We start from the raw sequence: 23064 nt of genomic DNA, 5'->3' as shown, positions 1-23064 counted from the left end.
AGCGCACGGAGCGGACCCGAGAGATCGCTGCGCGCGCTTTAATGCATGTCGCCCAGAAGTGTGCAGCGGTTCTGGGGCAACGACATGCATCAAAACAAAAACTTAAAGCGCGTCGCCTGAATCCGCTTCAACGCGACGCGCTTTACGTCGGCCGCAGCAGCGTGCTGGCTCCGAAGGTTCTTTTTCGGTATTCTTAGAGTGCGAAGGTGAACGTCATGGACACGCGGACGCTTCTCATACTCGGCCTTGGCATAGTTATTCTGCTGCTGTTGGGATTTTTTGCGCTGCCGGCGTGATGGCGCCGAACGCGATATTCAGCAGCGCAGTTGCCGACCGTCCTCCTTCGGAATAAGCAGGCGGCCACCAAATGGGGCCTGGCAGGCCTTGCTTACTTGGAAAACTGTTTCAGGTAAGCGATGACGTTGGCTATGTCCTTGTCGTCCTTGAGGCCGGCAAATGCCATCTTCGTCCCTTTGACCATGGCCTTGGGGTCGTGAAGATACGTTGTCAGTGTGGGCTCGTCCCATTTGACGCCGGATTTTCCAGCCGCGATCATGGCCGCGGAATAGGTGAAACCGGGATGCGTGCCCGCCGTGCGCCCGATGACGCCGTTCAACGATGGACCAACCTTGTTCTGGTCCTTGTCAGCGACATGGCACACCTTGCATTTGGTGAAGACCTTCTCGCCTGCGGCGGCATCCTGCGCCTGCGATGGGCTCGCGAAAAATGTCGTGGCGGACAAGACGATGAAAAACGCAGTTGCACGCATGGCACGTCCTCCCTGATCGTCGTTTGCGTCGGACCATCCGCACCACGCCAGCCCCGCTGGCGTGCCCACACCGGCAGAGCGGAATATCCGCGCCTCTTCAGTGGAATTGCGGCACCTACATACCACAGAATCGTCTCAATGGGTAGAAAAAGCCAGTTTTTGCGAAGGCTTAAGACGTACGCGAATGATGAGGGACGCCGAGATTGCGAACCTCTTCCAACGGCAACGATCAGGGCGGATCGGTGTTGCAGCTCGCGGCAATCTGGCCGACCGCTTCCGGGAGTCCGGCGAGATCGAAATCTGCCTCGCCACGTCCCGACAGCAGGCCAAAGCGCCATGACAGCAACAGCCGGCTCGCCGAAACCAGCCGTTTGATGCCGTCATCGCCTTCCCTGACCAGCAATTTGCCGCGCGGACCGACAGACCAGCTCTCGTCGAATTTGCTGCTGCCGTCGACCATGACCGACATGGTGATCTTGCGGCTGGCCGAAACCGCATCGTTGAGCTGCAGCCATTCGCTCCAGCGTGGTTCGCCGTCCGACCGGCAGGCCAGTGTCAGCACCGGACTGTAGCCCAGCGCCCCATTGCCAGTGATCAGCTTGTTGGTGGCGTAAAGCGAGGCCGTCACCTGGCCGTCGCTGGCGGCATCGACGCGCCAGTTGCCGAGATCGGACCCCGCCTGAACCACACGGACGGCGGCAAGCAAGAGCACCGCGGCAACCACCACGCCCCTCAACTTGAATACCACTGTCACCTGTGCCTCCAAACGACCCTGCGAAATGCGATATCGCGCAGATAATCATCAACGTTCGGTATCGCCAGCAGCGGCCATTCATCTGAAGTTGGTAGTGTTGCCGCGCCGCAACAACAAAGAACAGCAACGAAAAAGGCCGCATCGAGGGCGGCCTTTCGAAATCAGGTTATTGAGCCGTTTTTACTCGGCGTCCTTGGCGGCCTTCTTCTTCGGCGCGGCCTTCTTCTTGGGCTCCTCGGCCCCGCCGGCGGCTTCGCCCGCCTTTGCTTCACTTGCCTTGGCCTCGGCCTTCTTCGAGGAAGCCTTCTTCGCCGGCTTTGCCTTGGTCGCGGTCTCTGCCTCCTCGTCGTCGGCCATCAGCTCTTCCTTGCTGACCTTGACGTCGTCAACCGAGATTTGGCCGAGCAGATAATCGACGACCTTCTCCTCGAACATCGGCGCGCGCAGCGAATTGATCGCCTCGGGGTTGCTGCGATAGAACTCGAAGGCTTCCTGCTGCTGGTTGGCCGGGAAGCGGCGGACCTGCTCGAACAAGCCGCGCTGCAGCTCTTCGTCCGACACGGTGACGCCGGCCTTCTCGCCGATCTCGGCGAGAACCAGGCCGAGCCGCACGCGGCGTTCGGCCAGGCGCATATACTCGGCGCGCGCCTCTTCCTCCGTCGTCTCCTCGTCGGCGAAGGTGCGGCCGGCGGCTTCGAGATCGCGGTTGACCTGCGCCCAGATGTTGTTGAACTCGGCCTCGACGAGCTTCGACGGCGCCTCGAACGAATAGGCGGCATCGAGCTGGTCGAGCAGCTGGCGCTTCACCTTCTGGCGGGTCATCGAACCGAACTGGTTCTCGATCTGGCCGCGCACGATATCGCGCAGGCGCTCCAGCGATTCCAGGCCGAGGTTCTTGGCCGTCTCGTCATTGATCTCGAGCGCGCCGGGCTTCGCCACGTCCTTGACGGTGACGTCGAAAGTGGCTTCCTTGCCGGCTAGATGCGCCGCCTGGTAGTTCTCGGGGAAGGTGACGGTGACCTGCTTCTCGTCGCCCGCCTTGGTGCCGATCAGCTGGTCCTCGAAGCCTGGGATGAATTCCTTGGAGCCGAGCACCAGCGGCTGATCGGTACCGGCGCCGCCGGAGAAAGCCTCGCCGTCGATCTTGCCGACATAGTCGATGCTCACGCGGTCGCCTTCGGCGGCCTTGCCGTCCTTGGGCTCGTAGCTGCGCGCCGATTCGGCGACCCGCTTCACCTGGTCTTCGACTTCCGTCTCCGGCACGTCATAGACCTGACGCTTCACCTTGATGTCGGAGAAATCCTTGATCTCGATCGCCGGGATGACCTCGTAGTTGAGGCGGAATTCGAAGTCGGCTCCGCCGGCCAGGATCTTCTCGGCTTCCTTCTCGTCCTCGGTCATGATCACTTCGGGCTGCATGGCGGCCTTCTCGCCGCGGCCCGAGATGATCGAGCGGGTCGAGTCGTTGAGGATCTCGTTGACGACCTCGGCCATGAACGACTTGCCGTACATCTTGCGCAGGTGCTGCACCGGCACCTTGCCGGGGCGGAAGCCGTTGATCCGCACCTTGTCGCGGGCATCGTTCAGCCGCGCCATGAGCTTGGCTTCCATGTCACCGGCCGGCACGGTGATCTTGATCTCGCGCTTGAGACCGGAATTGAGCGTTTCGGTGACCTGCATCCTAAAACCTTTGTTTTCACCAATGAGGCTGCCAAACGGTTCTTAGCCGTTCACAGCCTGCCGGTATAATCTTGCCGGAAATGGCTTTTCGTACGGAACCTGGCGATTTGACCGCTAATGCGGCTCAAACTCTCCTGAACTGCGCTTCCAAAAATGTGAAGAAGTCTTTGTTTTTCCTACTTCTTCTTACATTCTGCAGAAGCGGATAGTCGCGTCCCGTCACATTCGACACGCCTTTTGTCACAGGCTAGGCTAATTTTCAACCATCTTCGCGATTACGCGAATGACCGTGATCTGGACCCCGACATTGACAGAATGATGGCTACATGGGATTGCCGGGGAACGCGGATGTGGCGGAATTGGTAGACGCCCTGGATTTAGGTTCCAGTGCCGAAAGGCGTGGGGGTTCGAGTCCCTTCATCCGCACCACCCTTCGCTCTTCGAGCTTCGAGTGGCGAGCCGCCCGACAGATTAGTGGACAAAGGGGCCTCCCGAAGTCTGGCAAGGAGGACCGGAGGCATCAACTCCTGGCGGCGCAAGCGAGGCGCATACGCTCGCGAAGACAATCCCGCTTTTGCGCTCCGATGCCCTTGAAATAGCCCGCTAACAGGTTCTTACTTGCAACAGGCAGGTTGGGGCTCTGTCAGTTTGTGCGCGTAGTTTCTCTGGTTCTGGGGGCTGGGTCGGTTGTCGCGGCAGCGACATGTCAGGTTGACGCCTTAGAGTACATGTCGGCTTCCTCTCCGGGCCGGCAGCCAGTGCTTGTTGTCTCCGGTGAGTTTGGCGCCAATGAACCCCTGAACGCCTTTGACGACGCGGTTGCGAGCAGCAGGGCCAGGGTGATCGTATTCAACTCCCCCGGCGGCAACGTCGGCAGTGCGATTCGCTTGGGACGCATGATCCGCGCGGCAGGGTTGGATACTCTTCAGCTTCGCCAATTGCAGTGCGCCTCAGCCTGCTCACTGGCCTTCTTGGGTGGCGTCCACCGTGTTGCCGAGCCAGGCTCCATCGGCATTCATCGGCCGTCCCTCAAACCGGCTGACGGGATGTCCAATGAAGAAGCGAAGGCCCGTGTCCAGTTCGGCACGGCCGCAATCATAGCCTATGTAATCGAGATGGGAGTGGATCCCAAGCTGATGGAATTGGCTTCGAGCTATGACAGGCATGACATAAGGTACTTATCGGCCAGCGAAATGGCAGAGTTGCGTGTGACCAATGCCGCAGCGAACCAGTCGCCAGCAGATGCATCGCAGGTGTCAACGACACCAAATCCTGCGCCCGCGCCTGCTCCTGCACCCGACGCCAGGCAACAGCCGGAAAGCGTTGCGGTCGCCTTCGTCAGGGATCTCATCGAGCATCATGGCGACAACAACGATTTCGCTCTTGCTCAAGTTCAGGCGTCCTACGCTCCCACGGTCGACTATCATGGCAAGTTGACGAACCTCAGTTCGATCGTTCAGGACAAGAGGAACTATTACCAGCGATGGCCTGAACGGGCATATAAGATCCGCAATGACAGCATTGTGGTCAGTTGCGCCATCGACCGCTGCATGGTCTCGGGCATCTATGACTGGATTGTGCGCAGGCCCTCGACACACAAGCAGGAAAAAGGCGTAGCGGACTTCAGCTACACGATCTCGATCGGTCCCTATCCCAAAATCATCGCCGAGACAGGCGATGTCCAGCGATAACCGGGACCATCGCTAGGCGAACCGTCGCGCTGGCGCCGCGGCCTATATACCCTAATAAAGCGGCTCCTCGAACAGCGCCTTGTCACCGTCCATCAGCGCCTTGATCTGTGGCGTCCCGTTGGCCGAGAGCGCCAGCTTGATGCCGAATGGCCGCACGCGCATGTCGGTTTGGATCGCCATGCCCTCGCCTTCCGGCAGATAGAAGCGATCGATCCCGTATTCCGGCGCGATCGTCGCTTCCGGATCACGAAGGCCCCAACCCTCGGCGACATGGCCGGCAATGTCTGCCTCATCCGGGCCTGCCGGTGCCGGCGCCTGGCCGAACCACGCCGCCGTCGGCTGCCAGTAGCCGTCGGCACCCTTTTTGAGCCGGACCACGATCGAGGTGTCGTCGCTGGATAACTTGCCTTGCGGGATGTTGGCGATCAGCTTCACCGGGATCCGCGATATGTTGTTGCCGATCGCAATATAGTCGCCGCGCAGGAGATCGCGCGGATCGACGGGCTCGATCTTGAGCAGGACTTCCTTGCCGTTGCGCAGGATGGCCGCGCGCCCGGCGATGATCCAGCTGAGGAAACCGACCTGGACAAGTCCCAGCACCAATGCCGCGATGATCAGTCGTTTCCCGGTCATGCCGCTGCTCCTCGTGGCGCCCTCATGCGTCTTTCAACGCGGATGATTATCAGCGCCAGGACGCCGAGCAGCACGGCAGCGGCGAGGAAGAAGCCGGCCGTGTCGAGCATCGATTGCAGCATCACCACATAGATGATGGCGAGTTCGAATGCGAAGCCGGCATAGGCCACCCAGCGCAAGCCCCGGCTCTCGCGGCCGCCGAGCATGATCGCCGCGACGATGCCGGCAAGCGCAACCGCCGAGGCAATGGCAAAGCCGCTGTTGTAGCTCGCCTCGTCGGCCAGTTCGAACTGGACCATTGCCAGGCCGGCAAGAAAGCCGATGAGCGCATGCAAGGGCAGCCGGCCGCCGAGTTGCACGATCCTGTCGACAGGTTCGGCTGCGAAGATCGCAGCCGCGAACAGCAGCGCCGAGACGAGCACGAGCGGAATGGCGACCTGGAGTGTGTTGTGGTCGATCGCCAGCAGGACGAGATAGAACAGGATCGACAGGACGATCAGGTGCCGCGCCGCCTGGCTGCGTGTCCAGAAAGAAATGGCAAACAGCACGAGCGCAAGCGCCGCAAAGAGATACGGAAACTCGGCCCGGCGGAAAAATCCGCCCCATTTGAGGAACAACCACGCGTCGGCGATGCCGACGAAGGCGACGGTGAGCGGGTTCGAGCGCAATGCCACCGCTGCCAGCGTCGTACCGGCGCACCAGGTCAGCAGCGCCGAGGCCTCGTCGCCCGACAAATGATACATCTGGCCGATCAGCGCGATCGATCCGCCGAAGGCCGCGGCGGCGACGATCCAAAGCGCCTCGCCGATCGCCGCGTGATCGCGTGTCTTCAAGAATGCGCCGCCGACATAGCCGCCGAGAATGACGGCAAACAGCGCCGCCACGCGCGCCAGCCGCGGAATGGCTTCCCAATTGGCTGCGACGAAGATCAGGATCGCGGCGCCGAACAGAAGTGCGGCCATCATCGCCAGGATCGAGCCGAAGCTCAGCGAGGTGCGCTCGTTGGCGGCCACGTCGCGCGCCAAGGCGTCTGCCGTCGCCGCGTCGATCAGGCCCGCGTCCCGCCAGCGGGCGATATCCGCGCTCACCTTCGCCGCATAGCCCGCCATGCGCTTCCCCCGAGCTTGGTCATTCTTTTAGCCGGAACAGCCAAACCGTTGACGCGGCGGCATTTTCCGATTCGGCCTTCTTTGCGTCGCAAGCGTGAACGGCCGTTAATGTTGCATTGCACAATTTGCATTGCTGCCATGCGCCAATCGCACTTTTAAACCGATATGACCCCACCTATTTTCTGTTCGTACACAAACGGAATGATCCGAACCAAAGACGAAACGAGCACTACCATGAACCTGATCCGCAACTACCGCAACTGGCGCCGCTACCGGGAAACCGTTTCCGAGCTGAGCCGCCTGTCGAACCGTGAACTGACCGACCTCGGCATCAGCCGCAGCGACATCCACTACGTCGCCCGCAAGGCGGTCTAACCCGCTTCGGACCGCGAATGGTCCGAACCAGTTTTGAAAGAGTAAGGCAATGAACCTGATCCGCAGCTACCGTAACTGGCGCGTCTACCGCGAGACGGTTTCCGAGCTGGGTCGGCTTTCGAACCGCCAGCTCCATGATCTCGGCATCGTCCGTGACGAGATCAAGATGATCGCCCGTAAGGCGGTCTAAGCAAGGGATTTCGCCAGGGTCGACCTCCTCCCCGACCCTGACGGATACGGTCAACCTTTACCTCCTCCCAAAGGTTGACCACCGAAACGGCGCCCGCCGGACCTCCTCCCCCGGCGGGCGTTGTTTTCAAAAAGGATCCGCCCCTTTTCAATTGGCGCAAGGAATTTCGTCAAAGCCGACCTCCTCCCCGGCAATGACGAATATGGTCGATCTTCACCTCCTCCCGAGGATCGACCCCAAAAACGACACCCGCCGGACCTCCTCCCCCGGCGGGTGTTGTTCTTTTTGGAGGCAGTCTTCCGCTTCAGCCGGGTCGAATCCGGCAATTGCATTCGCCGCGCCAAGCGACTATTTCGGCGCTCATGAGCAAAAATCCTGTACACGTCATCGGCGGCGGCCTCGCCGGCTCCGAAGCCGCATGGCAGATCGCCGAGGCCGGCGTTTCAGTCGTGCTGCATGAAATGCGCCCCGTGCGCGGCACCGACGCGCACAAGACCGATGGATTGGCGGAGCTCGTCTGCTCCAATTCCTTCCGCTCCGACGATGCCGAGACCAATGCGGTCGGCCTGCTGCATGCCGAAATGCGGCTCGCCGGCTCACTGATCATGAGCGCCGGCGACGCGCACCAGGTCCCGGCCGGTGGCGCGCTTGCGGTCGACCGCGACGGGTTTTCCGATGCGGTCACGGCGAAGATCGAGGCGCATCCGCTGATCACGATCCAGCGCGAGGAAGTCCCTGGACTGCCGCCGGTGGAGTGGGATCAGGCAATCATCGCCACCGGCCCGCTGACAGCGCCATCGCTGGCGCAGTCGATTGCCGAGGCAACAGGCGCCGATGCGCTGGCCTTCTTCGACGCCATCGCGCCGATCGTGCATTTCGACACGATCGATATGAACATCTGCTGGTTCCAGTCGCGCTACGACAAGGTCGGTCCGGGCGGCACCGGCAAGGACTACATCAACTGCCCGATGGACAAGGAGCAGTATCTCGCCTTCGTGTCGGCGCTCCTTGAAGGCCAAAAAACCGAATTCAAGCAGTGGGAAGGCACGCCCTATTTCGACGGCTGCCTGCCGATCGAGGTAATGGCAGAGCGCGGTGTCGAGACGCTGCGTTACGGACCGATGAAGCCGATGGGACTGACCAATGTCCACAATCCGTCGGTCAAAGCCTATGCGGTGGTGCAACTTCGCCAGGACAATGCGCTGGGCACGCTCTACAACATGGTCGGCTTCCAGACCAAGCTGAAGCATGCCGAGCAGGTGCGCATCTTCCGCACCATTCCGGGGCTCGAAAACGCCGAATTCGCGCGTCTCGGCGGCCTGCACCGCAACACCTACATCAACTCGCCGACGCTGCTCGATCCGTCGCTGCAGCTGAAATCACGGCCGGGCCTGCGTTTTGCCGGCCAGATCACCGGCTGTGAGGGCTATGTCGAAAGCGCAGCGATCGGACTGCTTGCTGGCCGTTTCGCCGCCGCCGAGAGGCTCGGCCAGGCAGCTTCGCTGCCGCCGCCAACCACCGCCTTCGGCGCGCTGCTCAACCACATCACCGGCGGCCACATCGTTTCGGACGACGAGCCCGGAAAACGCTCCTTCCAGCCGATGAACGTCAATTTCGGCCTGTTCCCGCCGGTCGAGGCGCCGAAGAATGAAGGCAAGCGCCTGCGCGGCAAGGAAAAGACCATCGCCAAACGCCATGCGATCACAGCGCGCGCGCTGGCGGACTGCCGCGCGTGGCTAGGGCTACCGGCACAGGCGCAAGCGGCAGAATAAGCTTTTCGGTTCCGGTTGGACGCCCCATATAAAGTAGGATATCGTCCTACCTTATGCATGGAGGCATGCTATGGAAACCGCTGAGAAACTGTCGATCACCGTCACGCCAGCCATGGCACGCATGATCCGCGAAAAGGTCGAGGATGGCTCCTTCGGCTCGGCGAGTGAGGTGATCCGCGCCGCCTTGCGCGCCTTCCAACGCGAGGAGGAAGAGCATGCCGAGCGCATCGCGTCGATCAGGGCGCGGGTGAAGGCTTCGCTCGAGGACACAAGGCCTGCCGTTCCGCTTGACGAAGCGATCGACAGGGTAAAGAGCCGCATTTCGCAACTGGCGCGAGACAATGATGATCCAGCGTCTCGCCGTCGTTCTTAGCGAAGCAGCCATATCCGATCTCGACACCATTGCCGCCTACATTTTCGAGAGCAGCGGAAGCGAACGCATCGCCACAAGCTTCGTCGATCGCATGAGGGACCGCTGTCACAGTATCGGTAACGCGCCTCGCGGCGGGCGCCGACACGATGACATTGTGCCGGGTCTGAGGATTGTCCCGTTCGAACATTCCGCCGTCATCGCCTATGTCGTCGAAGGCGACATCGTGCACATCGTCAATATCTTCTACGGTGGGGCGATTATGAAGCGCTGTTACGTGGTGGAGGCGGTGAACCGTCCTAACTACTCCGCCGGCTCTGCGCCCGCCGCCGGCAGCCCCGGCTTCCCCGCCTCACCCGGATTTCTCCGCACATAGGCCGCCTTCAGCGTCTCCGACGTATCGCGCGAGCCGTCATGGCTCCAGCCAGGCGGCTGGATGAGATAGTTGAGCCGCTGGCTCAGCGTCAGTCCTGGCGTCAGCGCATCCTCGAACATGCCTATCCATTCGTGGAACGCCACCTTCAGCGGATTGAAGGTGCCGATGTTCTTGACGATGCCGTAGCGCGGCCGGTCCGCCTCCAGTTCCTCGACGAAGGTGCCGAACATGCGGTCCCAGATGATCAGCGTGCCGGCGAAGTTCGCGTCGAGATAGCGCGAATTGGTGGCGTGGTGGACGCGGTGGTGCGATGGCGTGTTGAAGATGAATTCGAACCAGCCCCACAACTTGCCGATCGTTTCTGTATGGATCCAGAACTGCCAGACCAGGTTGAAGCCGAAGACGAAGGCGATCACCGCCGGATGAAAGCCGACCAGCACCAGCGGCGCCTCCAGCACGAACATGAAGGTGAACAGACCGGTCCAGCTCTGCCTGAGCGCGGTCGAGAGGTTGTAGTGCTGGCTGGAATGGTGGTTGACGTGCTCGGCCCACACCCAGCGCACCCGGTGCGCGATGCGGTGATAGACGTAGTAGCGCAAATCATCGAGCAGGAAAGCGGCGACAAACACCCAGATCGACAGGCCGAGATTGAAGAAGCGGAACTGCCAGAGCCGCAGCAGCGCCCAGTAGGACACGACGCCAAGCAGCAGGCCGGCGACGACATTGCCGGTTCCCATCATCAGGCTGGCCAGCGTGTCGCGCGTCTCGAACGAACCCTTGGCGCGGCCGGTGCGCACCAGCCAGAGCTCGATCAGGATCGCGGTGACGAAAAACGGAATCGCGAGCTGGGTGACCTGCGGAAAATTATGGTCGTCCATCACGCGGCTGCCTTTTGGGTTTGATCGTGAACCTGCAGCATCGCTGCCACCGTCTGCGCGTCAGCCTTGTCGGCAAAGGCAAACTTCCCGCCCTTCCAGGTGAAGTCGTTCAGCCTGAGGGTCACAACGTTTCCTTCCCTCGTCAGCGCGAGAACGTCGTGCCGCGTGACGATGCGCGTCAGGAAACAGTCGCCGATACTCTGGACGATGCCGCAGTGACGCGGGCCGAGCTCGAGGAACGCGGCATGCCTGTCCGATGTCAGCCGCACAGCATGGGGCTTTTCGTCAGGAAAATCCTCGCCGAAACGCGCGAGCGCTTGGTCCGCGCTCGAAAGCGTCGCGGTCGTCGTGCCGCCGGTGAAATGCACGGCCGCGACCGACAGCGCGATGCCGAACACGACAAGGACGACCAGGACTGGCAGGCTCATGGAATGCGGCTCCTCCGGCGGCTCGCATTTCTTTGACGCGAGTCCACGCGGCAGAACCCCTAGCACAATTGACGTTTACGTCAAAGGGGCGCCCAGCCGCGCATGGCATGACGCAAGAGCAGCCAGTGCCGGCGCAAGGCTGAGAGCGTCGCAGTGTCGGCGAGTGGAGATCGACCCGCCTTTTCCATCTTGTCGAGATAGGCGCGTGTCAGCGCCAGCGGCAGGAAGGCGGGGCGCAGCGACACGGGGAGCGCCGACGCGCCTCTCTCGAAGGCGCCGAGATGCTCCCTCGCCAACGCGATCATCGCCGCCACCGCTCGCTCCGCGGCAGCATCGCCCTCGCCTTTGACGAACTCTTCCGGTGTTGTCCCGGCTGCCACCAGGATGTCGGCTGGCACGTAGCATTGGCCCCGCCTGCGGTGCAGCGGCAGCAAGAGCAGCAGGCCGGTAATGGCCTGCGCGCAACCGGCCCTGCCCGCCAGTTCGGCAAAGCGCGGCGCGGCAGTTGGATCGAGCGCCATCGCTGCAAGCTGGATCAGCGCGGCGGCCGTCTCACCGCAATAGCCTTCGAGATCCGTCCGCGACGGCATCGGATCGTCGTAAAGATCGAAGATGCGCGCCTCGAGCATGTTGTCGAAAGCCGCCTTCGGCAGACGATAGGCGGTGATCGCCGCCCTCAGCGCATCGGCGGTCGGATGGCCTGCGTCCGCTTCGCCTTCGGCCATGATGACGTCGCGCCACCACTGCAGCCGAACCTCGCCCGGCAGCGGCTCGTGGATGCGGTCTCGCACGCTGGCGATCTCGGCATTGAACGCATAGAGCGCGAACAGCGCGGCGCGCTTGCCGGCCGGCGCATAAAGCGCCGAGAGATAGCGGTCAGGGTCGGCGGCGCGCACCGCGTCCACGACGATGGTTGAACCGACGGCCATTCAATCGACGGCAATCAGCGCCGCGGCCACGGCGCGATCCTCGGCCAGAAGCACGTTGTAGGTGCGCACCGCCGCGCCCGTCGACATCGGATCGGCCGAGATACCGGCCTCCTTGAACGCGGCGCGCAACGCCGCCGGCAACGGCCGCAGATCCTTGCCGGTGCCGACCAGCAGGATCTCTATCCTGTTGGCTTCAGCCAACAGCTTGTCGAAGTCCGAAGCTTTCAGCGCCAGCGGATCGGCCGGCTCCCAGCCATGAATGCCGGACGGCAGGAACAGAAGCGAGCCGCGATGCGACATGTCGGCAAAGCGGAAGCCGCCATTGCCGTAGGCTTCGATCGGCGCCCTGCCCGGGAAATGCGCCTCGCGGATGACGATGCCTTTGGCCATGGGTCTAGAACATGATGCCGAAAAGTGTGGAGCGGCTTTCGGACGACATCATGCTCTTTCTCATTGATTTAGAGCCGGATTCAGATCTCAGGTCGACTCGACCTGAAATCATCCGGCTCTGGCGGCGTCAGGTCGTCACGGCCTTGCCGTTCGCCGGCTTCTGCTCCTCTTCGGCGGTCGCGGCCTGCGGCCTGAGCTTGAAGAGGATCAGCAGCGGCGCGGCAATGAAGATCGACGAATAGGTGCCGAACACCACGCCGAACAGCATTGCCAGCGTGAACGAACGGATCACCTCGCCGCCGAACAGCACCAGCGCCAACAGCGCCAGCGATGTCGTGACCGACGTCAGCGTCGTCCTCGACAGCGTCTCGTTGATTGCATTGTTGAGAAGCTGCGGCAGCGGCATCTTCTTGTATTTTCTGAGATCCTCGCGAACGCGGTCATAGACGACGATCGTATCGTTCAGCGAATAGCCGATGATGGTCAGGATCGCCGCCAGCGATGACTGGTTGAATTCCAATCCGGATATGACGAAAAAGCCGATCGTCATCACCACATCGTGCACCGTGGCGACGATGGCGCCGACCGCGAACTGCCATTCGAAACGGAACCAGACATAAAGCAGGATGCCGACCAGCGCGATCAGCATCGCGATCGTGCCCTGCTTGGCCAGCTCTCCGGAAACCGTCGGACCCACCACTTCGACGCGGCGGAAGTCGTATTGATCCTGGAGCTCGCCCCTCACCTTGTCGATAACCGTCTGCTCGGCATTCTCGCCGGCATCTTGTGTTCCGACGCGGATCAGGACGTCATTCGGCGCGCCGAACTGCTGTACCTGGATCTCGCCGATATTGAGCTCGGACAACCTGGTGCGGATGTCGCCGAGATCGGCGTCGCCCTGCTTGGACTGCACCTCGATCATCGAGCCGCCCTTGAAGTCGATGCCGTAATTGATGTCGATGGTCAGGAACCCGACGACCGACAGGATCGACAGCACACTGGACAAGGCGAACGTCCAGCGGCGGATCCCCATGAACGGAATCTTGGTGCCCGGCGGAATGAAGGTGACCGGCGCCCTTGGCAATTCCTTCGGGCGGGCGCGGCGCAACCAGATCGCGACCAGCATCCGGGTGAAGGTGAAGGCGGTGAACACCGTGGTCAGGATGCCGATGGCGTAGGTGATGGCGAAGCCCTTGACCGGACCGGTGCCAAGAAAGAACAGCACCACGGTGGCGATCAGCGACGTCACGTTGGAGTCGACGATCGTCGCCAGCGCCTTGGAGAAACCGGTGTCGATCGCCTGGATGACAGAGCGGCCATTTCGTCGCTCTTCGCGGATGCGCTCGTAAATCAGAACGTTGGAATCCACAGCCATGCCGATGGTGAGCACGATACCCGCGATACCTGGCAAAGTGAGCGTTGCGCCAAGCAGTGACAGCGCCCCCACGATCATCGCAACGTGCACGGCCAAGGCCACATTGGCGAGAAAGCCGAGGAAGCCGTAGGCCACGAACATGAAGGCGACGACGAGGATCGAGCCGATCACGCCCGCGATCTTGCCGGCATGGATCGAATCCTGACCAAGGCCCGGCCCCACCGTGCGCTCTTCAATGATGGTAAGTTTTGCCGGCAAGGCGCCGGCGCGCAGCAGCACGGCGAGATCGTTGGCGCTCTCGGCTGTGAAGTTGCCTGAAATCTGCCCCGTGCCGCCCAGGATAGGTTCACGGATGACGGGCGCCGAAATGACCTGATTGTCGAGGACGATGGCGAAAGGTTTACCGACATTCTGCTGGGTCGCCTGACCGAACCGGGTGGCGCCTCGCGAATTGAACGTAAACGAAACCACTGGCTCGTTTGTCTGCGAATTGTAGGTCGGGGTCGCCTGCGACAGGTCTTCGCCCGACACGATGACGCGGTTCTCCACCAAATAGGGAACTGGAGGATCGTCCTGAGAATACAGGATCGAGTCGCCAGCCGGCGGCCGGCCTTTCATGGCGTCCTGGACCGGCATCGAGGTGTCGACCATCTGGAACGTCAGCTTGGCGGTCTGGCCGATAATGTCCTTGAGCCGCTGAGGGTTCTGAAGGCCAGGCACCTGAACGAGAATGCGATCGTCACCCTGCCGCTGCACAATCGGCTCGGTCGTGCCAAGCGCGTTCACGCGTCGTTCGACAACTTCGATTGCCTGTGACAACGCCGTCGTGGTCCGGTACTTGAGGCCGGCATCCGTGACGGTAAATTTCAGCAGCCCAGGCTCTGAATCATCCAGTGTCATCGACTGAACGGAACCGCCGGTGAATAGACCGGCATTTACCGGATTTGTAATGGGTTTCAGCGCTGCCTTGGCCGCATCGACCTGGCTCTGGTCGCTGATGCGCACCTGCACGGTGCGACCGGCGCCGGAAAGCCCGGTATAGTTGATCTTGGCTTCGCGCAGCAGGGTCCTGATCTCGTCGCGCGTCGTCTCCAGTTGGTCTTTGATCAGATCGTTCTGATCCATCTGGAGCAGGATGTGCGAGCCGCCCTGAAGGTCGAGGCCGAGCGTCATCTGCCGCTTCGGCACCCAGTTCGGCAGTTGCGCCAGCGTGCTTGCCGGGAACAGGTTGGGCGCGGCGAGGATCACTGTGACGGCTACGGCCAGCCAGATCAGGACCATCTTCAGGCGCGAGAAATACAGCATTCGTTCTTATCCGTTCAGGCGTACAAGCGGCAGCGTTCCGCCATCGAGGTGATGATTACTTCTTGGCGTTCTGGTTCGCCACCGGCTCGCCCTTGACGCGCACGTCGGAGATCGTCGAGCGCAGCGCCGTCACCTTGGTTCCGCCGCCAAGGTCGATCTCCAGCTCATTGTCGTCGATCACCTTGGTCACCTTGCCGACGAAGCCGCCGCCGGTCACCACCGTATCGCCGCGGCGCACCGCGGCCAGCATTTCCTGGCGCTTCTTCAGCTGCGTGCGCTGCGGCCTGATGATCAGAAAATACATGATCACGAAAATCAGGACAAACGGCAAAATGCTGATGAACATATCGGGCGAGGTGCCGACGCCTTGGGCGTATGCCGGTGTGACGAACATCAAGAAACTCCTGGATGGTAAAATACCGCCGCTGCGGCCCCGCGAAAATTTGGGCGGAATATAGTCGGTAAAGTTGCCAATGCAACTGCGCGACCCGCCGAATCCGTTGCTTTTCCAGCCGTTTGGCGCGTGCTAGAGCGTCGCAGCCGGAAGCCGCTTGGAGCCGGCCCGAAAAGATCGTGCTCCAACAAAAGCTTGCAGTTGGTCCTTGGTGCGCAATCATGGACCCGCTTCACGTTGCGAGATGCCAAAGCGAAAAGACCGGAAATGACCGATAGCCTGGATGCCCTGAACAAGAAGCTCGACCGCCTGATCGAGGCGGTCTCCCGCCTCGCCCCGCCACCCGTTCCGCAAACCGATCTCGGCCTGGCCGACTGCTTCGTCTGGCAGGCCGACCCCGGCTATCTGGAGCCGGTGCGCAAGGTCAACCGCGTCGACATCGGCCTGATCCGCGGCGTCGACCGGGTCCGCGACATCCTGCTCGACAACACCGAGCGCTTCGCTTCCGGCTTCGCCGCCAACAACGTGTTGCTCTGGGGCGCGCGCGGCATGGGCAAGTCGTCGCTGGTCAAGGCCGTGCACGCCCGGGTCAATGCCTTGGACAAGCTCGACCGGCCTTTGAAGCTGATCGAGATCCATCGCGAGGACATCGACACGCTGCCGAAGCTGATGGGCCTGCTGAAGGCCGCGCCCTATCGCTTCATCCTGTTTTGCGACGACCTCTCCTTCGATCACGACGACACCTCCTACAAGTCGCTGAAGGCGGCGCTCGAAGGCGGCGTCGAGGGCCGGCCGGCCAACGTCATCTTTTACGCCACGTCGAACCGGCGGCACCTGTTGCCGCGCGACATGATCGACAATGAACGCTCGACCGCCATCAATCCGTCGGAGGCCGTGGAGGAAAAAGTCTCGCTTTCCGACCGCTTCGGCCTGTGGCTCGGCTTCCACAAATGCTCGCAGGACGAGTATCTCGACATGATCGACGGCTATGTCCGCTATCACGGCCTTACCATCGACCCCGAGAGCCTGCGCGCGGACGCGCTGGAATGGGCGACGACACGCGGCAGCCGCTCCGGCCGCGTCGCCTGGCAATTCACGCAGGACCTCGCCGGCCGACTCGGCAAGCCGCTCAAGGATTGAAGCGTGAACGTCACTTGGGCGAGTGCGCCCGTCGCAAGTCACGCGGCGTCTGGCCGGTCTCGCGGCGCATCCAATGCGCGAGATGTGACTGGTGCGCGAAGCCCGTCAATGCCGCAACCTCGCTTGTGCTGAGATCGCGTCGCCGCAGCAGAACGCACGCCCTTTCCACGCGACGTCGCAACACGTAGCGATGCAAGGTGACGCCCATCGCCGCTTTGAACCATGTGCGCAAATGCGAGCTGCTCGCGCCGGCAACCCGGCTCAGGCGATCGATCGAAAGCGGCTCATGTAGAGCGGACTCGATGTGTTCCAGGACACGCTTTAGCTGCGCGTCCGACAACCGGTTCACTCGAACTACGTCTGGGCCATCGAGGCCAAGCAGCCTCACCGCAAGCGCGGCGCCGATGCCCTCGGCAAACAAAGGGCCACTCGGCGCGTCTGCAGCGAGATCGCTCTGCAGTGCTCGAGCGAGATGCTCGATGCGCTGGTCACGAAGCAGGTGGCGGATGTCGAGCCGTGATGCTCGCGCCCTGCCCCCAAGTTCTGCGGCGACCCTTTCCATCAAGGCGGGCTGCAAGACGATCTCCATCGTGTCGAACGGGGTTTCGGCCTCGAAACCGCCCTCCTCGCCAGCCGGCACCAGGTCGATATCCCCGGCGCGCCTGACGAAATATCGCCCAACCTGATTGCAGTAGGAGCGCGTCGCCGCGCTTGCATGCACCATGATGCGATGGTGTGGCGCCCGGGGCAGCAGATGGACGCCCGCCTCAACATGCCGGGAAACCATCGTTACGTCGGACAGGGTCGAGCCGGAAGGAATTGCGGACACATGCTCTCTCGATTCATGGCGGAACCTGTTCAAGATTTGGCAATTCGCGCGCGATTTTCAACGCCGCGAACTTGTACTCCGGCCTCTCCATCAAACTTGGAAGAGAGGTTGCCATGAGTTTGTATGTTGTTGTCGGCGCGGGCCCGGTTGGGCGGGAGACAGCCCGCCTTCTTGGCGAAGAAGGCCATGATGTCATCCTTACAAGCCGAAGCGTCGGTTCGCATGCGTTGCGGAACGTGCGGGCCGTACAGGCTGACGCCACGGACGCCTCGGCGCTGTCGTGTGTCTGCCGAGGCGCCGATGCCATCTTCATGTGTGCCATGGCCGCATATCATCGCTGGCCAACCGACTTTTTCCCCATAATCGACGGCGCCGTGCAGGCGGCGGAAGCGGTCGGCGCGAAGCTCATCGTGCTCGGAAACCTCTATGGTTATGGCGAAAATACCGAAAACCCGCTTCGCTCTGACTTGCCTCTGGACCCGAGTTCGAAGAAGGGGACCGCCAGGACGATCATGTGGCAGCGGGCGGCCCGTGCCAATGCGCCGGCGATCGAAATACGCTCCAGCGACTATCTGGGACATGGCGCGATCAGTTACTTCTCACTGGTCGCGCTGCCCTCCGTCATCGAGGGCAAGCCTGTCGCCTTCATTGGAGACCTCGATGCGACTCATGCCTGGACCTTCACCAAGGACGTCGCCAGGACGCTTGTCGCCGCCTCCCGCTACACGGGTGAATGGGGACGGGCGTTTCATGTCCCCTCGCAACACGCCTCCCCCCGCGAGCTGATCCGGAAAACCGCGGCAATGCTCGGACGAGAGGTTTCAGAGGCACGCTCCTATTCCATCCCCGAGATGGGGGCGCTGGGCATGCATGAGCTCATCGAGATGAAGTACCTCTTCGAGAGCCCCCTGCTGGTCGATTCCTCCGACGCCGAGACGCTTCTAGGCGTGAAGGCCAGCAGCCTTGAAGAGATGATCGCCGACACGCTCCAAGATCATCTTTGAGCCGTGCGTCATGCATCTTCGGCAACTGAAAAAGCCCGCTCCTGACGGAGCGGGCTGAAGCCGGCGGGCCGGACTGGAGGTCAGGCGGCCCGCAAGTTGTTCTTGTTCTATTCGAGATAGCCGCTCGGATCGACCGGGGCAGAGTTCTTGCGCACTTCGAAGTGCAACTTAGGCGAGTCCGTCGTCCCGCTCATGCCGGACAGCGCGATCTCCTGGCCGCGCTTGACCTTCTGGCCGCGCTGCACCTCGATCGAGCTGGCGTGGCCGTAAACGGTGACCAGGCCGTTCTCGTGGCGCACCAGCACAGTGTTGCCGAACTCCTTGAGGCCGTCGCCGGCATAGATGACGACGCCGTTCTCGGCCGCCTTGATCGGCGTTCCTTCCGGCACCGCGATGTCGACGCCGTCCTTGCCCGAACCGAAGCCGGAGATGACGCGGCCGCGCACCGGCCAGCGCATCTTGCCGATGCCGGTCGCATCCGGCGCCACCGCATCGTCGTCCTCGGCCTGCTGAATGACCTTGGCGTCCTTCTTCGGCGGCGTGTAGGAAGCGAGCGTCTGCGACGGCGTGGTCTTTGCCGGCGGCTGCGTCGTCGCCGTCGTCACCGGGTCGACGGACGGCTTGGTCGCTGCAGGGTTGGCGGCGGCGACGGTGCCGCCGGCCGGAACCTTGAGCGTCTGGCCGATCTTCAAGAGCCCGTCCTTCATGCCGTTGGCCTGCTTGAGCGCCGTGACGCCGACGCCGGTCTTGCGCGCGATCGAGGACAGGGAGTCGCCCTGCTGGACAGTGTAGGTGCCGCCGGCGCCGGCCGGCTTTGCCTCGGCCATCTGTGCGGGCTTGGCGTTCTTCGAACCGCTGGCGGCCGCCGATGCGTCGACCTGCGCGGCCGACTTGCCGTCCTTGAGCTTCGGCTGCTGGGGCAGCACGGCAACCTTCTCCGGCGCGCCGGCAGGCTGCTTCGGGGTGTTCACAGGCTTGGTGGCGTCGGCAACCTTGGGCTCGGCCTTGCTCGAATAGGCATAGGCCGGGATGACGATCTTCTGGCCGGTTCTGATGCCCTTGTTGGGATCGAGCCCATTGACCTTGATGATCGCATCCGCCGGCACATGATATTGCCGCGCGAGGCCCGAAATCGTCTCGCCTTCCCTGACGACGATCTCGGTGGCGTGCGGCGCAGCGCTTGCGTTGCGCACGGCATCGGGCTCGGCGGTCTTGAACGGCTTCGCTGCCGACGCGACCGTGCCGGTGGCCGTCTTGTCGAGATGCGGCGCCGCAGGAGCCGGAGCGAGCGCCGGGGCCGAGGCGGTCCGCATCGGCTTGGCCGGCGCCGCGGCCGCCTGCGAGGGCGGCGGCAACTGCTGGGACGTCACCGGCTCGAGGCTGGAGCGGCTTACCGACTGGGTGTGGCTGCCGTCGACAGGCGCCGGTGCGACCGTATCGCCCGGGTAAGGCTGGTCGGCATTCTGCTTGTTGATGATGGCGCGCTGGTTGTTGGTGGACGAGGTAAAAACGTCGTCGACACCGTTGAAGCGCATGGCCTGCGAGCTGCACCCGGCCGCGGCGCCGGCGATCATGAGGACGGCGCAGCCACGCGCCAGATTGCGTCCGTTTGCCTTCAAACCACTGAATTGCATCGCACTAACCCGCACAGACCCGGTACAAACTGGTCCTGATTAAAGCGCGTTAATGTTACTGGCCGGTTAACCCATTAGAATCCGGCGAAAATTTTCTTAAAACATTTCGAAAAGCGCAGAAGCTGGGTTTGGATTCAGGTCAGGCCGCGTCGAAAATGGTGGCTTCCGAGAACCGGCCTACGCCGGCCGTAGCCTTAATTTAACTGCCACGCCACTCATGAGCGCTTCGGCCGGCGAAGGCCGGAAGCGCAGGAGGCCGCCATTTGCAGGCCGGCCTCACCTGAATCCAAGCCCAGCTAGATCACCGCGGCGACGCTGCGCAGGATCGGCTGCAGCCTGACCATGCCGATGTCCTCGCGCTCGAAGCGGCTGCCGACCTTGGTGAGCTTGGCCAGCACCTGCTCGCCCTCCTCCGGACCGATGGGCGCGATGACGATGCCGCCGCTCGACAATTGATCGAGCAGGAATCGCGGCAGGCTGTCGAACGCCGCCCAGGCGAGGATGCGGTCGAACGGCCCTTCGTTGGGCAGGCCGTTGGAGCCGTCGGCCTGGCGCGCGATGACGTTGCCGATGCCGAGCGCCTCGAAGCGCTGCTTTGCCTGTTCGATCAAGGTCTTGTAGCGGTCGACGGTGACGATGCGCGCGGCGAGCCTGGACATCACCGCAGCGCTATAGCCCGACCCGGTGCCGATCTCGAGCACGCGGTTGCCCGGCTCGATGGCCAAAGCCGCGATCACCGCCGCCTGCAGGTCCGCGCCCTCGATCGCCTCGCCGCATTCGATCGGCAGCATGCCCTCCGACCAGGCGATCGAATGGAACTGCGCGGACAGGAAACCCCGCCGCGGCGTCGCCTCGAAGGCTGCGATCAGCGCTTTCGGCGCCGTGCCCCTGCCCCGCAGGCGGAGCAGGAAAGCGGCAAAGCCTTCGCGATCGTCGATAGTCATGGTCATGACAGCGCCTTGGTCAGCTGGTCGCGGAGTTCATGAGCGGTGAGGTCGAGCTGCAGCGGCGTCACCGACACCAGCCGGTTGCGCAGAGCATAGAGGTCGGTGCCCTTCTTGCCTTCGACCGGCTCGCGGCCGAACCGCAGCCAGTAGTAAGGCAGGCCGCGGCCGTCACGACGTTCGTCGACCCACAGGCTGTGCACGAGCTTGCCTTGCGAGGTGACGACAGTGCCCTCGATTTCGTCGGGCGCGCAGTTCGGGAAATTGACGTTGAGCAGTACGCCTTCCGGCAGCGGCGTCGCGATCAGCTTCTTCAGCAGCGCCGGCGCCAGCGCCTCGGTCGTCTCGTAAGGAACGACGCGATCCTCGCCAACATAGGAGTAGGCTTGGCTCACCGCGATCGAGCGGACGCCGAGCAGCGCGCCCTCCATGGCGCCGGCAACGGTGCCGGAATAGGTGACGTCATCGGCAATGTTGGCGCCGGAATTGACGCCCGACAGTATGAGGTCCGGCGGCCCGGGCAGGATCTTTTTCGTGCCCATGATGACGCAGTCGGTCGGCGTGCCGCGCACGGCATAGTGTCTTTCGCCAACCGTCCTCAGCCGCAGCGGCTCCGAGATCGAGAGCGAATGCGCATAGCCGGACTGGTCCTGCTCGGGCGCCACCACCCAGACGTCATCCGAGAGCGCGCGGGCAATGCGTTCGAGCGACGCCAGCCCCTCGGCATGGATGCCGTCATCGTTGGTCAGCAGGATGCGCATGGACTCATTTCGATTCGATCTTGGCGAGGCCACTCATGTAAGGTCGCAGCGCTTCAGGAATGGTTACGCTGCCGTCCTCATTCTGGTAGTTTTCGATGACGGCAATGAGAGCGCGGCCGACCGCGGTGCCGGAACCGTTCAACGTATGGACGAAGCGGTTGCCCTTGCCGTCCTTGTCCTTATAGCGGGCGTCCATGCGGCGCGCCTGGAAATCGCCGCAGACCGAGCAGGACGAGATTTCGCGGTAAGCGTTCTGGCCCGGCAACCAGACCTCGATGTCGTATGTCTTGCGCGCGCCAAAACCCATGTCGCCGGTGCAGAGCGTCACCGTGCGGAACGGCAGGCCGAGCCTCTTCAGCACCTCTTCGGCGCATTCAGTCATGCGCTCATGCTCGGCGAGCGAGCTTTCCTGGTCGGTGATCGACACCAGCTCGACCTTGTAGAACTGGTGCTGGCGAAGCATGCCGCGCGTGTCGCGCCCGGCCGAGCCCGCTTCCGAGCGGAAGCACGGCGTCAGCGCCGTGTAGCGCAGCGGCAGCTTTTCATGCGCGGTGATCTCCTCGCGCACGAGGTTGGTGAGCGGCACTTCCGCCGTCGGGATCAGGCCGAGGCGCCCGTCGCCATGCGGCGTGAAGAAAAGGTCGAGCTCGAATTTCGGCAGCTGGTTGGTGCCGAAAAGCACCTCGTCGCGCACCATCAGCGGCGGGATGATTTCCTCATAGCCGTGCTCGGTCGTGTGCAGGTCGAGCATGAACTGGCCGATCGCGCGCTCCATGCGCGCGAGTTGGCTCTTCAGTACCGTGAAGCGCGAGCCCGACAGCTTCGCCGCCCGCTCGAAGTCCATCATGCCGAGCGCTTCGCCGATCTCGAAATGCTCCTTCACCCAGTTCGGCCGCGTCGGCACCTCGCCGACGATGCGCTTGACGACATTGTCCTTCTCGTCCTTGCCGACCGGCACGTCGTCGAGCGGCACGTTAGGCAACACCGCGAGCGCGTCGTTCAGCGCCTTGTCGAGCTCGCGCTCGCGCGCCTCGCCATTCTGAATGAAGGCCTTGATGTCGCTGACTTCGCCCTTGAGCTTTTCTGCGAGCGTGGCGTCGCCCGAACGCATGGCGTTGCCGATCTCTTTCGAGGCGGCGTTGCGGCGTTCCTGCTTGACCTGCAGTTCGCTCAGATGCGCGCGCCGCGCCTCATCCCTGGCGATCAGATCGTCGACCGTGGACTGCGCATTGTCCGCCGACCACGAGCGCTTCACCAGCGCATCGACGAGAGCGACCGGATTTTCGCGAATCCATTTGATGTCAAGCATGGTTGATCCGTCCTCAAAGTAAGGT

General features: G+C 62.6%; 24 protein-coding genes and 1 tRNA gene. 9 read left to right on the top strand and 16 right to left on the bottom strand.

Going from position 1 to position 23064, the window contains the following annotated elements; all coding sequences use genetic code 11:
• Window positions 1-388: 388 nt before the first annotated feature.
• From ABID26_RS21615 to tig, 3 genes are all read right to left on the bottom strand, one after another.
• Entirely contained in the window at window positions 389-769 is a 381-nt protein-coding gene (locus ABID26_RS21615) for a c-type cytochrome (RefSeq protein WP_126099794.1), read from the bottom strand.
• A 229-nt stretch (window positions 770-998) separates the two neighbouring features.
• Window positions 999-1523 carry a hypothetical protein gene (locus tag ABID26_RS21610; RefSeq protein WP_126099793.1) on the bottom strand — a complete coding sequence of 175 codons (525 nt, stop codon included), beginning with the start codon at window positions 1521-1523 and terminating at the stop codon, window positions 999-1001.
• A 180-nt stretch (window positions 1524-1703) separates the two neighbouring features.
• Window positions 1704-3203: a trigger factor gene (gene tig / locus ABID26_RS21605; RefSeq protein WP_292300565.1), complete on the bottom strand. Its 1500-nt coding sequence runs from the start codon at window positions 3201-3203 to the stop codon at window positions 1704-1706.
• A 344-nt stretch (window positions 3204-3547) separates the two neighbouring features.
• Between tig and ABID26_RS21600 the strand changes: the two genes are divergently transcribed.
• Window positions 3548-3632, top strand: a tRNA-Leu gene (locus ABID26_RS21600).
• A gap of 329 nt (window positions 3633-3961) precedes the next feature.
• Window positions 3962-4894, top strand: a complete 933-nt coding sequence (locus ABID26_RS21595) for a COG3904 family protein (RefSeq protein WP_126099791.1) — start codon at window positions 3962-3964, stop codon at window positions 4892-4894.
• A 51-nt stretch (window positions 4895-4945) separates the two neighbouring features.
• Here the strand turns inward: ABID26_RS21595 and ABID26_RS21590 are convergent, their stop codons facing one another.
• Both ABID26_RS21590 and ABID26_RS21585 read right to left on the bottom strand, forming a co-directional pair.
• Window positions 4946-5527, bottom strand: a complete 582-nt coding sequence (locus ABID26_RS21590) for a GDYXXLXY domain-containing protein (protein ID WP_126099790.1) — start codon at window positions 5525-5527, stop codon at window positions 4946-4948.
• A complete protein-coding gene (locus tag ABID26_RS21585; protein WP_354416284.1) occupies window positions 5524-6636 on the bottom strand; it encodes a DUF2157 domain-containing protein in 1113 nt (370 codons plus the stop codon). The genes ABID26_RS21590 and ABID26_RS21585 overlap by 4 nt, the downstream gene beginning before the upstream one ends.
• A 234-nt stretch (window positions 6637-6870) precedes the next feature.
• Between ABID26_RS21585 and ABID26_RS21580 the strand changes: the two genes are divergently transcribed.
• The 5 genes from ABID26_RS21580 (at window position 6871) to ABID26_RS21560 (ending at window position 9719) form a co-directional block, all read left to right on the top strand.
• Entirely contained in the window at window positions 6871-7011 is a 141-nt protein-coding gene (locus tag ABID26_RS21580; RefSeq protein WP_071031999.1) for a DUF1127 domain-containing protein, read from the top strand.
• Window positions 7012-7060: 49 nt separating this feature from the next.
• Window positions 7061-7201, top strand: a complete 141-nt coding sequence (locus ABID26_RS21575; RefSeq protein WP_071096637.1) for a DUF1127 domain-containing protein — start codon at window positions 7061-7063, stop codon at window positions 7199-7201.
• Between the two features lie 362 nt (window positions 7202-7563).
• Window positions 7564-8973 carry a methylenetetrahydrofolate--tRNA-(uracil(54)-C(5))-methyltransferase (FADH(2)-oxidizing) TrmFO gene (gene trmFO, locus ABID26_RS21570; protein WP_292300571.1) on the top strand — a complete coding sequence of 470 codons (1410 nt, stop codon included), beginning with the start codon at window positions 7564-7566 and terminating at the stop codon, window positions 8971-8973.
• 70 nt (window positions 8974-9043) lie between these two features.
• Window positions 9044-9346: a type II toxin-antitoxin system ParD family antitoxin gene (locus tag ABID26_RS21565; protein WP_292300572.1), complete on the top strand. Its 303-nt coding sequence runs from the start codon at window positions 9044-9046 to the stop codon at window positions 9344-9346.
• A complete protein-coding gene (locus ABID26_RS21560) occupies window positions 9318-9719 on the top strand; it encodes a type II toxin-antitoxin system RelE/ParE family toxin (RefSeq protein ID WP_354416282.1) in 402 nt (133 codons plus the stop codon). Before ABID26_RS21565 ends, ABID26_RS21560 begins: the two co-directional genes overlap by 29 nt.
• Here the strand turns inward: ABID26_RS21560 and ABID26_RS21555 are convergent.
• The 6 genes from ABID26_RS21555 to yajC all read right to left on the bottom strand — a co-directional run bounded on the left by ABID26_RS21555 (window position 9647) and on the right by yajC (window position 15418).
• The gene (locus ABID26_RS21555; RefSeq protein WP_292300574.1) at window positions 9647-10597 is read right to left on the bottom strand and encodes a sterol desaturase family protein; all 951 of its coding nucleotides are present in this window, start codon (window positions 10595-10597) and stop codon (window positions 9647-9649) included. The genes ABID26_RS21560 and ABID26_RS21555 overlap by 73 nt on opposite strands.
• Complete coding sequence (locus tag ABID26_RS21550; protein ID WP_292300576.1) at window positions 10597-11025, bottom strand: hypothetical protein; 429 nt, start codon at window positions 11023-11025, stop codon at window positions 10597-10599. Before ABID26_RS21550 ends, ABID26_RS21555 begins: the two co-directional genes overlap by 1 nt.
• 80 nt (window positions 11026-11105) lie before the next feature.
• On the bottom strand, window positions 11106-11954 hold the full coding sequence (locus tag ABID26_RS21545) for a phytoene/squalene synthase family protein (RefSeq protein WP_292300578.1): 849 nt from the start codon (window positions 11952-11954) through the stop codon (window positions 11106-11108).
• A complete protein-coding gene (locus ABID26_RS21540; protein WP_292300580.1) occupies window positions 11955-12344 on the bottom strand; it encodes an Mth938-like domain-containing protein in 390 nt (129 codons plus the stop codon).
• 127 nt (window positions 12345-12471) lie between these two features.
• Window positions 12472-15024 (bottom strand): protein translocase subunit SecDF, encoded by a 2553-nt coding sequence (gene secDF, locus ABID26_RS21535; protein ID WP_292300581.1) that lies wholly within the window; start codon window positions 15022-15024, stop codon window positions 12472-12474.
• Between the two features lie 55 nt (window positions 15025-15079).
• Window positions 15080-15418, bottom strand: a complete 339-nt coding sequence (yajC, locus tag ABID26_RS21530; protein ID WP_067000009.1) for a preprotein translocase subunit YajC — start codon at window positions 15416-15418, stop codon at window positions 15080-15082.
• Between the two features lie 267 nt (window positions 15419-15685).
• Here yajC and ABID26_RS21525 point away from each other — a divergent pair, with 267 nt between their 5' ends.
• Window positions 15686-16558: an ATP-binding protein gene (locus ABID26_RS21525; RefSeq protein WP_292300583.1), complete on the top strand. Its 873-nt coding sequence runs from the start codon at window positions 15686-15688 to the stop codon at window positions 16556-16558.
• A 10-nt stretch (window positions 16559-16568) separates the two neighbouring features.
• On the opposite strand, the gene ABID26_RS21520 is transcribed toward ABID26_RS21525, so the two are convergent.
• The gene (locus ABID26_RS21520; protein ID WP_292367296.1) at window positions 16569-17198 is read right to left on the bottom strand and encodes a helix-turn-helix domain-containing protein; all 630 of its coding nucleotides are present in this window, start codon (window positions 17196-17198) and stop codon (window positions 16569-16571) included.
• Between the two features lie 302 nt (window positions 17199-17500).
• Between ABID26_RS21520 and ABID26_RS21515 the strand changes: the two genes are divergently transcribed.
• Window positions 17501-18391: an NAD-dependent epimerase/dehydratase family protein gene (locus tag ABID26_RS21515; RefSeq protein WP_292300597.1), complete on the top strand. Its 891-nt coding sequence runs from the start codon at window positions 17501-17503 to the stop codon at window positions 18389-18391.
• A gap of 107 nt (window positions 18392-18498) precedes the next feature.
• Here the strand turns inward: ABID26_RS21515 and ABID26_RS21510 are convergent, their stop codons facing one another.
• The 4 genes from ABID26_RS21510 to serS all read right to left on the bottom strand — a co-directional run bounded on the left by ABID26_RS21510 (window position 18499) and on the right by serS (window position 23039).
• On the bottom strand, window positions 18499-20025 hold the full coding sequence (locus ABID26_RS21510; protein ID WP_292300587.1) for a LysM peptidoglycan-binding domain-containing M23 family metallopeptidase: 1527 nt from the start codon (window positions 20023-20025) through the stop codon (window positions 18499-18501).
• A 296-nt stretch (window positions 20026-20321) separates the two neighbouring features.
• Complete coding sequence (locus ABID26_RS21505) at window positions 20322-20975, bottom strand: protein-L-isoaspartate(D-aspartate) O-methyltransferase (protein WP_292338940.1); 654 nt, start codon at window positions 20973-20975, stop codon at window positions 20322-20324.
• A complete protein-coding gene (gene surE, locus ABID26_RS21500; protein WP_126099779.1) occupies window positions 20972-21730 on the bottom strand; it encodes a 5'/3'-nucleotidase SurE in 759 nt (252 codons plus the stop codon). The genes ABID26_RS21505 and surE overlap by 4 nt, the downstream gene beginning before the upstream one ends.
• 4 nt (window positions 21731-21734) lie before the next feature.
• A complete protein-coding gene (serS, locus tag ABID26_RS21495) occupies window positions 21735-23039 on the bottom strand; it encodes a serine--tRNA ligase (protein WP_292300591.1) in 1305 nt (434 codons plus the stop codon).
• Between the last annotated feature and the right edge of the window lie 25 nt (window positions 23040-23064).

Source organism: Mesorhizobium shonense, from assembly GCF_040545255.1.
In the GTDB taxonomy this organism is placed as follows: Bacteria; Pseudomonadota; Alphaproteobacteria; order Rhizobiales; family Rhizobiaceae; genus Mesorhizobium; species Mesorhizobium shonense.
Note: the sequence above shows the minus strand (reverse complement) of the source record. Positions and strands in the feature narration are given on the sequence as shown.

Excerpts from the sequence above, each read along its gene's own strand:
- ABID26_RS21565 (WP_292300572.1), top strand. The coding sequence starts at position 9,044 with ATGGAAACCGCTGAGAAACTGTCGATCACCGTCACGCCAGCCATGGCA.
- secDF (WP_292300581.1), bottom strand. The coding sequence starts at position 15,024 with ATGCTGTATTTCTCGCGCCTGAAGATGGTCCTGATCTGGCTGGCCGTA.
- ABID26_RS21580 (WP_071031999.1), top strand. The coding sequence starts at position 6,871 with ATGAACCTGATCCGCAACTACCGCAACTGGCGCCGCTACCGGGAAACC.
- ABID26_RS21550 (WP_292300576.1), bottom strand. The coding sequence starts at position 11,025 with ATGAGCCTGCCAGTCCTGGTCGTCCTTGTCGTGTTCGGCATCGCGCTG.
- ABID26_RS21555 (WP_292300574.1), bottom strand. The coding sequence starts at position 10,597 with ATGGACGACCATAATTTTCCGCAGGTCACCCAGCTCGCGATTCCGTTT.
- ABID26_RS21585 (WP_354416284.1), bottom strand. The coding sequence starts at position 6,636 with ATGGCGGGCTATGCGGCGAAGGTGAGCGCGGATATCGCCCGCTGGCGG.
- ABID26_RS21575 (WP_071096637.1), top strand. The coding sequence starts at position 7,061 with ATGAACCTGATCCGCAGCTACCGTAACTGGCGCGTCTACCGCGAGACG.
- ABID26_RS21540 (WP_292300580.1), bottom strand. The coding sequence starts at position 12,344 with ATGGCCAAAGGCATCGTCATCCGCGAGGCGCATTTCCCGGGCAGGGCG.
- ABID26_RS21590 (WP_126099790.1), bottom strand. The coding sequence starts at position 5,527 with ATGACCGGGAAACGACTGATCATCGCGGCATTGGTGCTGGGACTTGTC.
- ABID26_RS21525 (WP_292300583.1), top strand. The coding sequence starts at position 15,686 with ATGACCGATAGCCTGGATGCCCTGAACAAGAAGCTCGACCGCCTGATC.
- tig (WP_292300565.1), bottom strand. The coding sequence starts at position 3,203 with ATGCAGGTCACCGAAACGCTCAATTCCGGTCTCAAGCGCGAGATCAAG.
- ABID26_RS21545 (WP_292300578.1), bottom strand. The coding sequence starts at position 11,954 with ATGGCCGTCGGTTCAACCATCGTCGTGGACGCGGTGCGCGCCGCCGAC.
- ABID26_RS21510 (WP_292300587.1), bottom strand. The coding sequence starts at position 20,025 with ATGCAATTCAGTGGTTTGAAGGCAAACGGACGCAATCTGGCGCGTGGC.
- ABID26_RS21515 (WP_292300597.1), top strand. The coding sequence starts at position 17,501 with ATGAGTTTGTATGTTGTTGTCGGCGCGGGCCCGGTTGGGCGGGAGACA.
- surE (WP_126099779.1), bottom strand. The coding sequence starts at position 21,730 with ATGCGCATCCTGCTGACCAACGATGACGGCATCCATGCCGAGGGGCTG.
- ABID26_RS21615 (WP_126099794.1), bottom strand. The coding sequence starts at position 769 with ATGCGTGCAACTGCGTTTTTCATCGTCTTGTCCGCCACGACATTTTTC.
- trmFO (WP_292300571.1), top strand. The coding sequence starts at position 7,564 with ATGAGCAAAAATCCTGTACACGTCATCGGCGGCGGCCTCGCCGGCTCC.
- serS (WP_292300591.1), bottom strand. The coding sequence starts at position 23,039 with ATGCTTGACATCAAATGGATTCGCGAAAATCCGGTCGCTCTCGTCGAT.
- ABID26_RS21560 (WP_354416282.1), top strand. The coding sequence starts at position 9,318 with ATGATCCAGCGTCTCGCCGTCGTTCTTAGCGAAGCAGCCATATCCGAT.
- yajC (WP_067000009.1), bottom strand. The coding sequence starts at position 15,418 with ATGTTCGTCACACCGGCATACGCCCAAGGCGTCGGCACCTCGCCCGAT.
- ABID26_RS21505 (WP_292338940.1), bottom strand. The coding sequence starts at position 20,975 with ATGACCATGACTATCGACGATCGCGAAGGCTTTGCCGCTTTCCTGCTC.